We start from the raw sequence: 13,593 nt of genomic DNA on the forward strand, positions 1-13,593 counted from the left end.
CGGCACCATCACGTTTACGCCCTGGTCGCTCGGCCCCGCGAGCATCGAATACGATGTCATCGATGCACGCGGCGCGGCGGCAACCCTGACCTACGACTTCAAGGTCAAGCCGCTCAATGACGCGCCGAAGGCCAATAACGACTACGGGCTCAGGACGCTCGAGGATCAGGTCCTCATCATCGACCCGGCGACGCTCCTTGCGAACGACACCGACGAAAACAATGACACGCTCGTCATCGACAGCATCGCCCGGTTCGCCGACGGCGGTAAGGTCCGCCTGCGCGACGACGGCATGATCGAGTTCCGGCCGACCGCCGACTACAATGGCGCGGCCGGCTTCGAATACACGATCAGCGACGGCCGAGGCGGCACCGCGACCGCCTATGTCGCCATCACGGTCATGCCGCGCAACGAAGTTCCGATCCTGCGCAACGACTTCGTGAGCGGGTTGGAAGACGGACCGCTCTTCGTCATCCCCGGCGAGGCCTTCGGCAACGACATCGAGCCGGACGGCGATGTGCTGTTCTTCAAGCGCACCACCGTGCTTGGCATCGTCGACCACCGCTACCTCTCGGCCGATTTCGAGGTCAGCGCGGCCATGGCCGACGGCTCGACGCTGCCGTCGTGGCTCCATTTCGATCCGGACACCATGCGTTTCACCGGAGTGCCTCCGGCAGGAATGGATCCGGTTTCCGTCGACGTCTGGATCAGCGATCCCGCGAACGGGCGGGTGTTCAACACGCGGTTCGAACTGACCGAGAGCAACGTCTCGGAAGGCTTCGACGCCCGGCCCGATGTCCTCGAAGGATACGAAATCCGGTCTCCGTTCTCGGTCGATTATGAATTCGACGCTGCTGACCTCGACGAGAATACCGCCGTCACGGCGGCTCTGGCCGACGGCTCGGCGCTACCGTCCTGGCTCAGCTTCAACGCCGAGACGCTGCAATTCGTCGGGATACCCCCCGAAGGGACGACCGATCCGATTGACGTTCGGGTCACCTTCACGCGTTCGGCCGAGGGCGGTGGCGATCCGCTGACCTTCACGGACAGCGTGTTGCTGGATCCGGCCGCACTATCGGCCGGCGTCACCTATGACAGCCAGCTCGCGCTGTTCGACACCAAGAACGGGACGATTTCGGCCTCGATCGCCGGCGGACGTCCGCTGCCGGAGTGGCTGTCTTTCGATGCCGACACGCGCAGGGTCAGCCTTTCCGGCTTTGAGCCGGATGCGGAGGCACAGCTCGCGCGCCTGCAGGTCGTATTCACGCCGGCGCCGCGCGTCCTCCCGGATGGAACCTATGCGTCGAGCGATCGGGGCTTCACGCTGGAATTCGTCATCGATCCGCACGCCGATCTCGAAAGCCAGATGAACGCGATCAACCAGGCGCTGGAAGGCAATGCCTATTTCGCGGACCAGGGCTTGTTCGCGCTCGACCTGAAGGGATCGGGTCCGATCACGGCGACGCGCGAGAGCGGCGCGCCGCTTCCCGATTGGCTGACATTCGACGCCTCCACCTTCACCTTCTCCGGCATCCCGTCACCTTCCTGGATCGGCGCTGTGCCGGTCCGCCTCGATATCGCCGCAGGCAACGGCCACCCGGCCATGTCGGTGATCACCGAAGCCGTCGTTGACGATACGTTCCGCGTCATTCAGATCACCGCTTCCACGGTCCTCTCGCCAGAGCAGATTCGCCTGCTTGTCCCGGCGGATTTCAATGGCACCGTCGTGTTGAGCTATGACGCGACCGACGAGAAGGGCGGCACCTCCTCGAAGCCGGCACTGATCTTCTACGACATCAAGCCGACGCGCGAGCGCCCGGATGCGGCGACCGACGCTCTGACGGGACGCGAGGGCGAAAGCACCCGCTTCGCGGTGACCGACCTGCTGCGCAACGACTTCGATCGCGACCGCGATGCGATGCGCATTCTCGCGCTGGGCCAGCCCGGCAACGGCTCGCTCGTCATCGAGCTCGCTCATGTCGAGATCGCGCCGCCGGCCGGACTTGGCCAACTCGACGGCGCGGTCTGGAGCGCGACGCTGGCTGACGGCTCGGCCTTGCCGGCCTGGCTCACGATCGACAGCGCGACCGGGATGCTCTCGGGCGACGTGCCGCTGGCTCTTGCCGCGAGCTTCGACATCCGCTTCACACGGACGCTGGAGGGCGTCAGCCAGAGCGAAACACTGACGCGAGCCTTCGACGGCAACGCCGGCGCCTATGCCGTCTATACGCCGACGGGTTCCTTCTCCGGCGATGATAGCTTCACCTATGTCGTCACGGACGACCGTGAGGGTACGTCGACCGGTTCGGCCATCGTGCATGTCGCTGCCTTGAACGATCCGCCGACCCCGGTCGAGGATATCGTCGCGGCGATCGAGGATACGCCGCTTCTCATCGACCCGCAGACGCTCTTGGCCAACGACTTCGATGTCGACGGCAATCCGGTTCGCTTCGTCGATGTCGTCAACGCCAGGCACGGCACGGTCAGCTTCAACGGCACGCATATCGTGTTCACGCCGGACCACAATTTCGAAGGCGTCGCTTCCTTTGAGTACATCGTTACCGATGACACCCACGGCTCAAGCACAGGCAAGGTGAAGGTCAACGTCGCCTCCACCAACCGCGCTCCGATCGCCGCGACGGATGTGTTCGAGATCGACGAGGACACGCCCTTCGAATTCACGACGGCGCAGTTGCTCGGCAACGACAGCGATCCCGACGGCGACAGCATCATCTTCCAGTCGTTGTCGCGAAGCGCCAATGGCGGGCGTATCGTCGAGCTGCCCGGCGGACGCTGGCAGTTCGTTCCGAACGAGAACCTCAGTGGTCCGGTCAGCTTCAGCTATACCGTCACCGACGGGCGCAAGACCTCGACCGGGACGGTGACGTTCGACATCGCCGCGGTAAACGATGCTCCGATCGCCAATCCCGATGGGGCAGGGACGGGTAACGATCCCGAGGGCGTCTTCAGGACGAAACAGGACCAGGCGCTCATTATCGACTTCGCCGCGCTTATCGCCAACGATCGTGACGTCGAAAGCGACAGCTTCGAGATCGTCGAGATATTCGACGCCGATCAAGGCTCGGTGGTTCGCGTCGGCTCCACGGCCGTCTTTACGCCGGATGCCGGCTACATCGGCGATGCGGGCTTCCACTATCGCGTCACCGACAGCCATGGCGCCTCCAGCGTCGGCTATGTGACGCTGCTCGTCGCGCCCGACGTCCCGCTGCCGATCCCGGTGTCGGATATCGGTTTCGAAGTGCTGGAAGACGGCTTTATCGACATCGATCCGGCTGCCCTGATGGCGAACGACTATGCGCCCGAGGGATCGACGCTGACTTTTGTCGGCATCGAAGGTGCAGAGTTGCTTGCGAACGGCAAGTATCGCATCACGCCGGCGGCCGACTTCAACGGCGAACTCGTGCTGCACTACTCGATCAAGAATGAGCAGGACTTCCCGGTCTCGACGACCGTCACGATCAACGTCCTGGCGGTCGCCGAAGCGCCGGTGGCGCGCCCCGACTCGCTGGAAATTGGCGAAGACGCGCCGCTGACGCTGTTTGCGAGCCAGCTGCTTGCCAATGACAGCGATGCCGACAAGCAGGCCTTCGTCCTCACCCGGATCGTGAACGCCTCGGGCGTCACCGTCACGGATCTCGGATTCGGCCAGCTCCGGATCACGCCGGATGCCGATTTCAACGGACCGGCCTGGTTCGACTACGAAATCGAGGACAGCACCGGCCTGAGCGCGACCACACGCGTCAATATCATCGTGTCGCCGGGCAACGACGCGCCGGTAATTTCCGCCGTTCCCGTGCTCAAGGGAACCGAGGATCAGCATTTCATCGCGACCCTGCCAGCAGGCTTCGTCACCGATGTGGATGGCGACGCCTTGTTGGTCGAAGTCCGGGGCAAGGATGGCACCGCGCTGCCGTCCTGGCTGCAGTATGACCATCAGACAAGGACGCTGAGCGGCGATCCGCCCGCCAACTTCAATGGCGCAATCCAGCTCGAAATCGCTGCTTCGGATGGAACGGCCCAGACCGTCCGCGAGCTTCTGCTTTCGATCGCTCCCGTCGGCGACGCGCCGGATATCGTGAGCCCGATCAGCGATGTGGCTGTCGATGAGGATCAGGCGTTCTCGATCCCGCTGCCGACGGATGCGTTCGCGGACGCCGATGGTGACGCCTTGACCTTTACGGTGGCGCTCGCCGACGGCTCACCATTGCCGTCCTGGATTTCGGTGTCCGACGGCCACCTCATCGGCGCGCCACCGGAAAACTTCAACGGCGATATCGAGATTGCGGTCACGGCCAGCGATGGCTCGCAGTCGGTCACCGGCAATTTCCGGCTGACTGTCCGGCCGATCAACGACGCTCCGGATCAGATCCGGCCGCTCGAGGACCAGGCGGGCCGCCAGGGCGAACCCCTCGATGTGGCGCTCGACAGAACGGCTTTTGCCGACATCGACGGCGACACGCTGACGTTTACCGCCCGCCTGGCCGACGGAAGTCCGCTGCCCTCATGGTTCAGCTTCGACGGCGTGCGCTTCACCGGCACCCCACCGCTGGACCATGTCGGAGATATCGACATCGAGGTCTCAGCCAGCGACGGCTCGCTCACGGTGAGCGATACGTTCCGGCTAACCGTCACGCCGGCGAATGACGCGCCCGTGGTGGCAACGCCACTGGCCGACGTGGTGTCGCCAAGGAACGTCGCCATCTCGATCACGATCCCGGCCGGCAGCTTCACGGACATCGACGGCGATCTGCTGACCTTGACGGCGACGCTTGCCGACGGAAATCCGTTGCCCGCCTGGCTCAGCTTCGACGGCGTGCGCTTCACCGGCACGCCGCCCACCAACTACACCGGTGTCATCGACATAGCGGTGACGGCCAGCGATGGCACGCTCTCGGCAAGCGACGTATTCCGCCTGACGATCCCGGCGGTGAACAACGCGCCGGTGGTTTCGATCCCGCTCTCCGATGTCGCTCTGGCGGAAGACTCCGCCGTGTCGATAACGATCCCGGCCGGCAGCTTCACCGATGTGAACGGCAATGTGCTGACCTATACGGCGAAGCTCTCCAACGGCGCCGCGCTGCCGTCCTGGCTCAGCTTCGACGGTACGCAGTTCACCGGCACGCCGCCGGCGAATTTCAACGGCGCGCTCAGTATCAGGGTCACGGCCAGCGATGGCGCATTGTCGGCGAACGACATCTTTGTGCTGACCATCACACCGGTCAACGACGCGCCGGTGCTGGCCGTGCCGCTGTCCGACGTAACGACCGCGGAAGATGCCGCGGTGTCGATTACGATCCCGACCGGCCGCTTCACCGACGTCGACAATACGTTGACTTATACGGCGACGCTTGAGGACGGCAGTGAACTGCCGTCCTGGCTCACGCTCACTGGAACCAGGTTCACGGGCACGCCGCCGGCGAACTTCAACGGTGCGATCGACATCAAGGTCACCGCCAGCGACGGCTCACTCACGACCAGCGATGTCTTCAGGCTGACGATCTCGCCAGTGAACGACAGGCCGGTCCTGACTGCGCTGCTGCCCGACGTGACTTTTGTGGAGGATACCCCGGTTTCGATCGTGATCCCGGCCGGCAGCTTCACGGATGCCGAAGGCACTCCGCTGACCTACACGGCGACGCTCTCCACCGGCGCCGCACTGCCGGCCTGGCTGAGCTTCGACGGCACGCAGTTCACCGGCACGCCACCTGCGAATTTCAATGGCGTGATCAATCTCAAGGTCACGGCAAGCGACGGTGCGCTGACGGTGAGCGACACCTTCGCGCTGACCATCACGGCGGTGAACGACGCCCCGGTCGTGGCCGTGGCGCTGTCCGACGTGACCTCGGCGGAAGATGCCGCCGTGTCGGTCACGATCCCGACCGGCCGCTTCACCGACGCTGACAATACGCTGACCTATACGGCGACGCTTGAGGACGGCACCGCACTGCCGTCCTGGCTCACGCTCACCGGAACCAGGTTCACGGGCACGCCGCCGGCGAACTTCAACGGTGCGATCGACATCAAGGTGACCGCCAGCGACGGCACGCTCTCGGCCAGCGACGTCTTCCGCCTGACGATCTCATCGGTGAACGACAGGCCGGTCCTGACCGCGGTGCTGCCCGACGTGACATCTGAGGAGGATACCCCGGTTTCGATCACGATCCCGGCAGGCAGCTTCACGGATGTCGACGGCACGCCGCTGACCTACACGGCGACGCTCTCCACCGGCGCCGCGCTGCCGTCCTGGCTGAGCTTCGACGGTACGCAGTTCACCGGCACGCCGCCGGCAAACTTCAAGGGCGCGATCGACATCAAGGTGACCGCCAGCGACGGTTCGCTCACGGTGGCCGACACCTTCCGGCTGACCATCACGCCGGTGAACGACGCGCCGGTCGTGGCCGTGCCGCTGTCCGACGTGACTTCAGCGGAAGATGCCGCCGTGTCGATCACGATCCCGGCCGGCCGCTTCACCGATGTGGACGGCAATCCGCTGACCTATACGGCCAGACTGGCCGACGGCAATCCGTTGCCGACCTGGCTCACCTTCAGTGGAACCCGGTTCACGGGCACCCCACCGGCACATTTCAACGGTGAGATCGACATCGAGGTGACGGCCAGCGACGGCTCGCTCACGGCGAGCGACGTCTTCCGCCTGACGATTGCGCCGGTGAACGACAAGCCCGTCGCCCGTACTGATGGTCCGCTCTCCGTCACCAACGGCGATACGTTGGTGATCGCGCGTGAAGCCCTGCTTGCCAACGACGTAGATCTGGACGGCGATACGTTGACCATCGTCTCGGTCGGCGCAGCGCCGAAGGGCACTGTGGTCCTCGACGTGGATGGTATCCACTACACGCCGGACTTCGGTTATGAAGGTGCCGACAGTTTCACCTATGTCATCAGCGATGGCGTGGCGACGGCGACCGGCACGGTCCAGCTCACCGCCTCCAGCGCCTTCCAGGGCTGGGTGCAGGGAACGACCGGCGTCGACACGCTGGTTGGTATCAACGGCGCCCCGAACAGCATCTACGGGGGCAATGGCAACGACAATATCACCGGAGGAGACGATGCTGATCGCCTTGCCGGTGGTGCCAGCAACGATACGCTCAATGGCAACGACGGAGATGACGCGTTCTGGGGCATGGCCGGCAATGACACGATCAATGGCGGCAATGGCACGGATACGGCCTATTACAACGGCGTCGGGTCGACCTACTCGATCGTGACGACGGCCGGTACCATCCAGGTCACCGACAACCAGACGACGGCGAACGGCAACGATGGGGTCGATACGCTATCGAGCATCGAGAAGCTCATCTTCCGCAACGGCGAGACCGTGACCCTCGCCGCGCCGATCATCCTCGATCTGGATGGCATGGGCGTCGAGACGAAGACCGCTACCCAGTCCTCGGCGATGTTCGACATCGACGGTGACGGGATTGCCGACGACACCAGCTGGATCGGTGCCACGGAAGCCTTCCTGTTCCTCGACCGCGACCGCAATGGCACCGTGAGCGGCATTGCGGAGCTGAGCTTCATCGACGACGTCGCAGGCGCCCACTCCGATCTTGAGGGCCTGCGCGCGTTCGACAGGAATGGAGACGGTGTCCTCGCGACGAATGATGTCAGGTTCTCGGACTTCCGGGTGTGGCAGGACCGCAATGGCGATGGCATTGCCCAAAACGCGGAGATCCTGTCGCTGCTGGAAGCGAATGTGCGCTCGATCAACCTTGTGGCATCCGCAACAGAGGCTGCATGGGCATTCGGCAGCACGGCGATCGTCAATCGCGGGCTGTACACGCGCACCGATGGCACCACGATGGAATATGTGGATGCCGCGCTGACCCACGCGTCTGCCCCGCAGCCGCAGGCCGCCGGCCTTGCGGGCTTCATGTCTGAAACGCCACCGGTCGCGAACCTGGCTTCGGCGCTCGAAACCCTGGCCGCAGGTGTTCCGGATTCCATCGGCAATTGGCTCGGGCAATCCGCGCATGCGCTCACGGACAGGGTAGGGGCGATCGCTACCGGAGATTGGGCGTCCGCTCCCACTCCGCATGCTGGCGCCAGCGACAATCGCGACTTGCAGCCGCCGGGTTCCTGGCCGGCGTCGATGGCTGCCGGCACCCAAAGCGCGCACCCGCCGATCGAAGTCGAAGCCGCCCGGCTGCTCGCACTGATGCGCCAGGATATGTCCGCGTTCGGTTCCAAGGTCGGTGAGGCCGATCTCAACTGGCGCAAGGCCGAAACATCGCGGCCGATGGACTTCTTCGCCTGATGAGCCTCAGGACGAACCGCAATCGCAGGGCCGCAGAAACGCGACCTTGCGATTGCCCGGTCCGATCTTCCCGCGCTCCGGCAACGTGAGGCGTGACCTCAACCGGGCAATGCAGGCCCTCAGATTCTGGCCTGTACGCGCGACAACCATGGGACGCAGAAGATCGTTCGGATTCTCATTTCTGTCGAATCATGAAGGTGCCTGCGCCGGACGCGCGGTTTGATCTAACGCGCCGGATCCATCGTCGGTGCGTTTTGATCAATGCGAACACCGTCGCTAAGGCTGGTTTTTATTTCGGTTGAGCGCAAATTGTTCTCGGCGTTTCATCGCGTCGCTCACGCTGCGATGTGACTGGCCCGCTCGGCCGATGAAGATGGGCACTATTTGCTTCGCCGTGGCGCTATGAAGGAGTAGCCGATCACGCGCTCAAGCCGGCGAGACTGCGATGGACCGCGATCTCGTGCTCCGCTTCGCGCCCGGTTCCCTACTATATTGTACACAACCACTCACACAGGGTCTTCTCATGAAGTCGACAACCTTTACGGTGCGCGTCGATACGGGCGTGAAGAAGCGGCTGGAGCGATTGGCCAAGAGTACTGGTCGCAGTCGTTCCTTTCTCGCCGCCGAGGCCATCAACGAATATCTCGAAATCAATGAATGGCAGGTGGCCGGTATCAAGCGCGCCATCGCCTCGCTCGATCGCGGCGAGGGGATTCCGCACGACCAGGTTAAGGATTGGGTCGCTTCTTGGGGAAGCGTAAGCGAGAAACCGGCGCCCAAGAGTTCATGAACCCCATCTGGTCGCCAGAGGAGATTGCCGACCTCGCGGCGTTGCGGGCTTACATCGCGCAGGACGATCCTGCGGCGGCGCAACGAGTTGCGCTCCATATCATCCGCAATGTTGAGACGCTACTTCCCAATAGCCCCGAAATGGGGCGGCCGGGTCGAGTTCCGGGGACGCGGGAGCTCGTGATCCCGAGGACGCCATACATCGTGCCGTACCGTCTGGTCGGCAACACGATCCAAGTCCTGCGGGTCTTCCACAGTGCACGCCGGTGGCCCGACGCTTTTTGAGACGTGTCAGCGCACCGCCGCGCTTGGATACCGGCATTCTGGCTTACGCGTACAATCTGCTGTATTCGGCGGCGATAGCGCACTTCCGAAGTGGCGCGCTCGGAGAGATTCGAACTCCCGACCCTCGGAATCGAAATCCGATGCTCTATCCAGCTGAGCTACGAGCGCCTGCGGTCTGCCGATATCAGACTTAGCTCGGCAGGGCCAGCAGCGGAAGCTAGTTGCAAGGATGTCGCCGGCGGTCCTGGCCGATATAGGCGGCCGCGCCCTGGCGGCAGAGGATGGTCGAGGGGCCGTCGTAATAGGCGAAGGTGCCGGGCTGCGGGCCGGGCCCGTAATTGTGCAGGAAGCTGATGGGGTAAGGCAGGCCCCAATTGTGCAAGTGGTGCCGATTATGGCGGGCGTCCGCCAGGTTTGGGGCGAGGGCCGCGGTGGAGAGGAGGGCGGCGGCAACGAAAAACTTTGCTTTGGTCATTTCGATTCTCCGGAAGTCCCACTGAAACTGTAGTGATTCGATCTGAACGGGCAGAAATTCGTGCGAAGAAAGCACGTTAAAACAACAAGATAGAAGCCTAAGTTGTGATTCGATCGAAGCCCGTAACCCCTGCCATTTTTGCTGGTCCTGCGTCCCATTCTAGGAGAATCGGGCAGAAATGCTGCGGAAAGCCATCCTAACGCGCCCATTTTTGGCCTCAAGGGATGCTTAACGAATTCCCAACACAGTCCGGCCAGAGTTCTGTCCGGTCAGACTTCAAGGGCCGACCTATCCCCGTCTGACAAAGGCTACCCGGTTCCCGATCGACCCATGCGCATCACGTCTCTTGCCTTGCTGTCCCTCTCGGTCCTGGTCGCGAGCCCGGCGCGCGCCGACCTGCATATCACGCGCGACCACGGCGGCTATGTCGAGGAGTACAAGGCCAAGTACAAGCGCATCCGCGACCGCAAGGAGCGCGTCATCATCGACGGCATCTGCAACTCGGCCTGCACGCTGGTGTTCGGCATCGTGCCGATGAACAAGATCTGCGTCACGCCGAAGGCGAGCGTTGGTTTCCACCAGGCCTATTACGACAAGGCCTTCACTTTCGGCATCAAGGTCACGAGTGCTGAAGGGACGTCAGACCTGATGTCCTATTATCCGGAAACCGTGAAGGACTGGATCCGCCGCAACGGCGGGCTCACCACCGAGATGAAGAAGATCAGAAACGGCCGCGAGCTCTGGAGGATCGTCGATCCCTGTCCGGAAGAGTGGTGATCCGCCCCGTTACCTATCTCGCACGCCCCTTGAACGTGACTATGCCGCGATAGCGCCGCGCTTTACAAATTCGTTCCTCGATATCTGAAGTCGCGCCGGCGGTCCCGCGTGACCAATCCTTGCCGCACAACATGCGATCGGGCAACAGGGGCGGCAAATGACTGGCGACTTCGAAAAAATTGCCGCGCGCGCGGCGCCGGCGATCTTCGTCGTGCTCTGGAGCACGGGCTTCATCGGCACCAAATATGTGCTGAACAGCGCCGAGCCGCTGACCTATCTCGCGATCCGAATGGCGTGCGTGGTGGGACTGATGATGATCATCGTCGCGGTCGCGCGGCCGCGCTGGCCAGATCGCATCGGCATCGCGCACAGCGCCGTCGCTGGCATTCTCGTGCACGGCATCTATCTCGGCGGTACGGCGATCGCGATCGCACATTCGATTCCGGCTGGGCTCTCGGCTTTGATTCCGGGCCTGCAGCCGATCCTCACCTCGACGCTTGCGAGCCGCTGGCTCGGCGAGCGCGTTACGCCGCTGCAATGGAGCGGATTGCTGCTCGGGCTCGCCGGCGTCGTGCTGATCCTGCACGACAGGCCGATGAGCGGAGAGGCGGGCTGGGGATGGCTCGCCTCGGCCATCTCGCTAATCAGCATCACACTCGGCACGCTGTATCAGCGGCGCTACTGCAGCGCGATCGACTGGCGGTCCGGCAATCTCGTGCAATACGTCGCGGTGACGATCTTCTTCGGTCTCGGCGCATGGCTGTTCGAGACCAACGAGGTGCATTGGACCACCGAGTTCATCCTGGCGCTGGCCTGGCTTGCGGTCGTGCTATCGATCGGATCGATCGGGCTGCTCTATTGGCTGATCCGGCGCTCGGCCGCGACGTCGGTAGCGAGCCTGTTCTATCTGGTGCCCGCGGTGACGTCGCTGATGGCCTATGTGCTGTTCGGCGAGCGGCTGGACGCGGTCTCGATCGCCGGCATGGCCGCCTGCGCGGCGGCCGTGCTGGTGGTCAACCGCCGCTCAGTTTGAAGTAGAGCGTTCGGCCTTCCTGCACGTATAAATTTCATGAGACATATCAGTATTTTCCCTGGGTTGTGCCCATTAAGGCGATCGTAAGCAAAACGGGTCAGATTGGGCGCGATTTGGGGGATTTCTCGTCATGACCACGCAATCCACTGGAAAGTTCCTGCCGGCGCTCAAGCTGCGCCTCGGTACCAAGGCTGTCATCTGTGCGATCCTCCTGATCGCGGTTAATACCGCGCTGGTGGTCGGGGCGGCCCATTGGTCGCTGACCTCCGAATTCGGCGACCGGGCGCTGCGGGACATCGAGGTCAACCTGCGCACGCTGGGTCTGGCATTTGCCGAGACCTACAGCGACGCCAAGATCACCATCAAGGATGGGGCGGTCGCCCGGGCCGAAATTTCGAAGATGCCCGAGTTCAAGGACCACGCGATTGTCGATCGCGCGGTGGGCTATGCCGGCGGCAACGCGACGCTTTTCGTCTATGACGACGCCAGCAACCAGTTCGTCCGTCGCACCACCAATGTGAAGAAGGAGAACGGCGACCGCGCCGTCGGCACCCAGCTCGCGGCCGACCATCCCGGGCAGGCGGTGGTGCGCCGCGGAGAGGCCTACCGCGGCCCGGCGACGCTGTTCGGCAAGACGTTCATGACGGCCTACTACCCGATCGTGAATTCGGCCGGCAAGGTGATCGGGCTGCTGTATGTCGGCATTCCCATGGCTCACTACGAGAGCATGCTGTCGCATGCCATTCAGAACATGGCGATCGCAGCCGGCATTGCCGCGCTGCTGGTGATGATGCTGACCATGCTGATCGTGCGCCGGGTGACCAAGCCGCTGACGTCGGTCACGGCCTCGCTTACCGCCATCGCCAACGGCAACGCCGACGTCGAAATCGACTGCGACGACCGGACGGACGAGATCGGCGAGATTGCGCGTACGCTTGCGGTGTTCAAGAACAACTCGGTCGAACGTCGGCGCCTGCGCGACGAACAGACCGCGGCTGCCGCAGCCGCTGCCGAGCAGCGCAAGTCGGAATTGCGCGGCTTCGTCGACGAGTTCCAGACCGGCGTTGGCGGCATCCTCGACAAGGTGCTGAGCTCATCCAGCGAATTCGAGCGCGTGGCCCGCCAGCTCACCGACACCGCGCGGACTACCGCAAGCCTGTCCGGCAAGTCGGCCGGCGCTTCTGAGACCGCCTCCGAGCATGTCCGCACCGCGGCGGCCGCCTCCGACGAGCTCTCCAGCTCCATCGCCGAAATCACCCGCCGGGTCCAGGAATCGAACGGCATCGCGGCCGACGCCGTCAAGCAGGCCGCCGCCACCGACCAGCGCATCAACGAATTGTCGGAAGCCGGCGCCCGGATCGGTGACGTGGTGAAGCTGATCACCTCGATCGCCGAGCAGACCAACCTTTTGGCGCTCAACGCCACCATCGAGGCGGCGCGGGCGGGCGATGCCGGGCGCGGCTTTGCCGTGGTGGCGCAGGAGGTCAAGAGCCTCGCCGGTCAAACCGCGAAGGCGACGGAAGAGATTTCCAGCCAGATCGGCAGCATGCAGCTTGCGACCGAAGAGTCGGTCAGCGCGATCAAGGCGATCGGCCAGACCATCGAGCGCATCAGCGATATCGCCACCTCGATCTCGGCGGCGGTCGAGCAGCAGCGTGGCGCGACCCAGAACATCGCGCAGAGCGTTCGCGCGGCGGCGAGCGGCACGGCCGATGTTGCGGCCAACGTCCGCAACGCCGCGCAGGGCGCCAACGAGACCGGCGAGACCTCGAGCCGGATGTTTGCTTCTGCACAGAATCTGTCGAGCGAAAGCCTGCACCTGAAGGCCGAGGTCGAAAAATTCCTCGACCGCGTCCGCGCCGCCTGACGGAAGCGTGGCGGCGGGCTACGACTTGGTCCGTCATTCCGGGATGGTGCGCTAGCACCAGACCCGGAATC

The 13,593-nt window shown here is 63.7% G+C and carries 7 protein-coding genes and 1 tRNA gene (1 of these 8 cut by a window edge); 6 read left to right on the top strand and 2 right to left on the bottom strand.

Going from position 1 to position 13,593, the window contains the following annotated elements; genetic code table 11:
* From V1292_RS21580 to V1292_RS21590, 3 genes are all read left to right on the top strand, one after another.
* Positions 1-8,296 carry the final stretch of a tandem-95 repeat protein gene (locus V1292_RS21580; protein WP_334374685.1) on the top strand. The gene continues 23,615 nt to the left of window position 1, outside the view, so only the last 8,296 of its 31,911 coding nucleotides appear in the window; its start codon lies beyond the left edge, outside the window; the stop codon is at positions 8,294-8,296.
* Between the two features lie 523 nt (positions 8,297-8,819).
* On the top strand, positions 8,820-9,086 hold the full coding sequence (locus V1292_RS21585; protein WP_334374686.1) for a CopG family ribbon-helix-helix protein: 267 nt from the start codon (positions 8,820-8,822) through the stop codon (positions 9,084-9,086).
* Positions 9,083-9,370, top strand: coding sequence for a type II toxin-antitoxin system RelE/ParE family toxin (locus tag V1292_RS21590; RefSeq protein ID WP_334374687.1), 288 nt, complete (start codon positions 9,083-9,085; stop codon positions 9,368-9,370). Before V1292_RS21585 ends, V1292_RS21590 begins: the two co-directional genes overlap by 4 nt.
* Before the next feature lie 91 nt (positions 9,371-9,461).
* Here the strand turns inward: V1292_RS21590 and V1292_RS21595 are convergent.
* Positions 9,462-9,538 (bottom strand) — tRNA-Arg (locus tag V1292_RS21595).
* Positions 9,539-9,587: 49 nt separating this feature from the next.
* A complete protein-coding gene (locus V1292_RS21600; RefSeq protein WP_334374688.1) occupies positions 9,588-9,845 on the bottom strand; it encodes a hypothetical protein in 258 nt (85 codons plus the stop codon).
* Positions 9,846-10,175: 330 nt separating this feature from the next.
* Between V1292_RS21600 and V1292_RS21605 the strand changes: the two genes are divergently transcribed.
* From V1292_RS21605 to V1292_RS21615, 3 genes are all read left to right on the top strand, one after another.
* A complete protein-coding gene (locus tag V1292_RS21605) occupies positions 10,176-10,622 on the top strand; it encodes a hypothetical protein (RefSeq protein WP_334363268.1) in 447 nt (148 codons plus the stop codon).
* Positions 10,623-10,779: 157 nt separating this feature from the next.
* The gene (locus V1292_RS21610) at positions 10,780-11,655 is read left to right on the top strand and encodes a DMT family transporter (protein ID WP_334374689.1); all 876 of its coding nucleotides are present in this window, start codon (positions 10,780-10,782) and stop codon (positions 11,653-11,655) included.
* A 130-nt stretch (positions 11,656-11,785) separates the two neighbouring features.
* Entirely contained in the window at positions 11,786-13,522 is a 1,737-nt protein-coding gene (locus V1292_RS21615; protein WP_334374690.1) for a methyl-accepting chemotaxis protein, read from the top strand.
* Positions 13,523-13,593 lie beyond the last annotated feature (71 nt).

This window comes from Bradyrhizobium sp. AZCC 1719 (assembly GCF_036924525.1).
Taxonomy (GTDB): Bacteria; Pseudomonadota; Alphaproteobacteria; order Rhizobiales; family Xanthobacteraceae; genus Bradyrhizobium.

Coding starts and splice junctions, on each gene's coding strand:
- V1292_RS21600 (WP_334374688.1), bottom strand. CDS start 9,845: ATGACCAAAGCAAAGTTTTTCGTTGCCGCCGCCCTCCTCTCCACCGCG.
- V1292_RS21615 (WP_334374690.1), top strand. CDS start 11,786: ATGACCACGCAATCCACTGGAAAGTTCCTGCCGGCGCTCAAGCTGCGC.
- V1292_RS21605 (WP_334363268.1), top strand. CDS start 10,176: ATGCGCATCACGTCTCTTGCCTTGCTGTCCCTCTCGGTCCTGGTCGCG.
- V1292_RS21590 (WP_334374687.1), top strand. CDS start 9,083: ATGAACCCCATCTGGTCGCCAGAGGAGATTGCCGACCTCGCGGCGTTG.
- V1292_RS21585 (WP_334374686.1), top strand. CDS start 8,820: ATGAAGTCGACAACCTTTACGGTGCGCGTCGATACGGGCGTGAAGAAG.
- V1292_RS21610 (WP_334374689.1), top strand. CDS start 10,780: ATGACTGGCGACTTCGAAAAAATTGCCGCGCGCGCGGCGCCGGCGATC.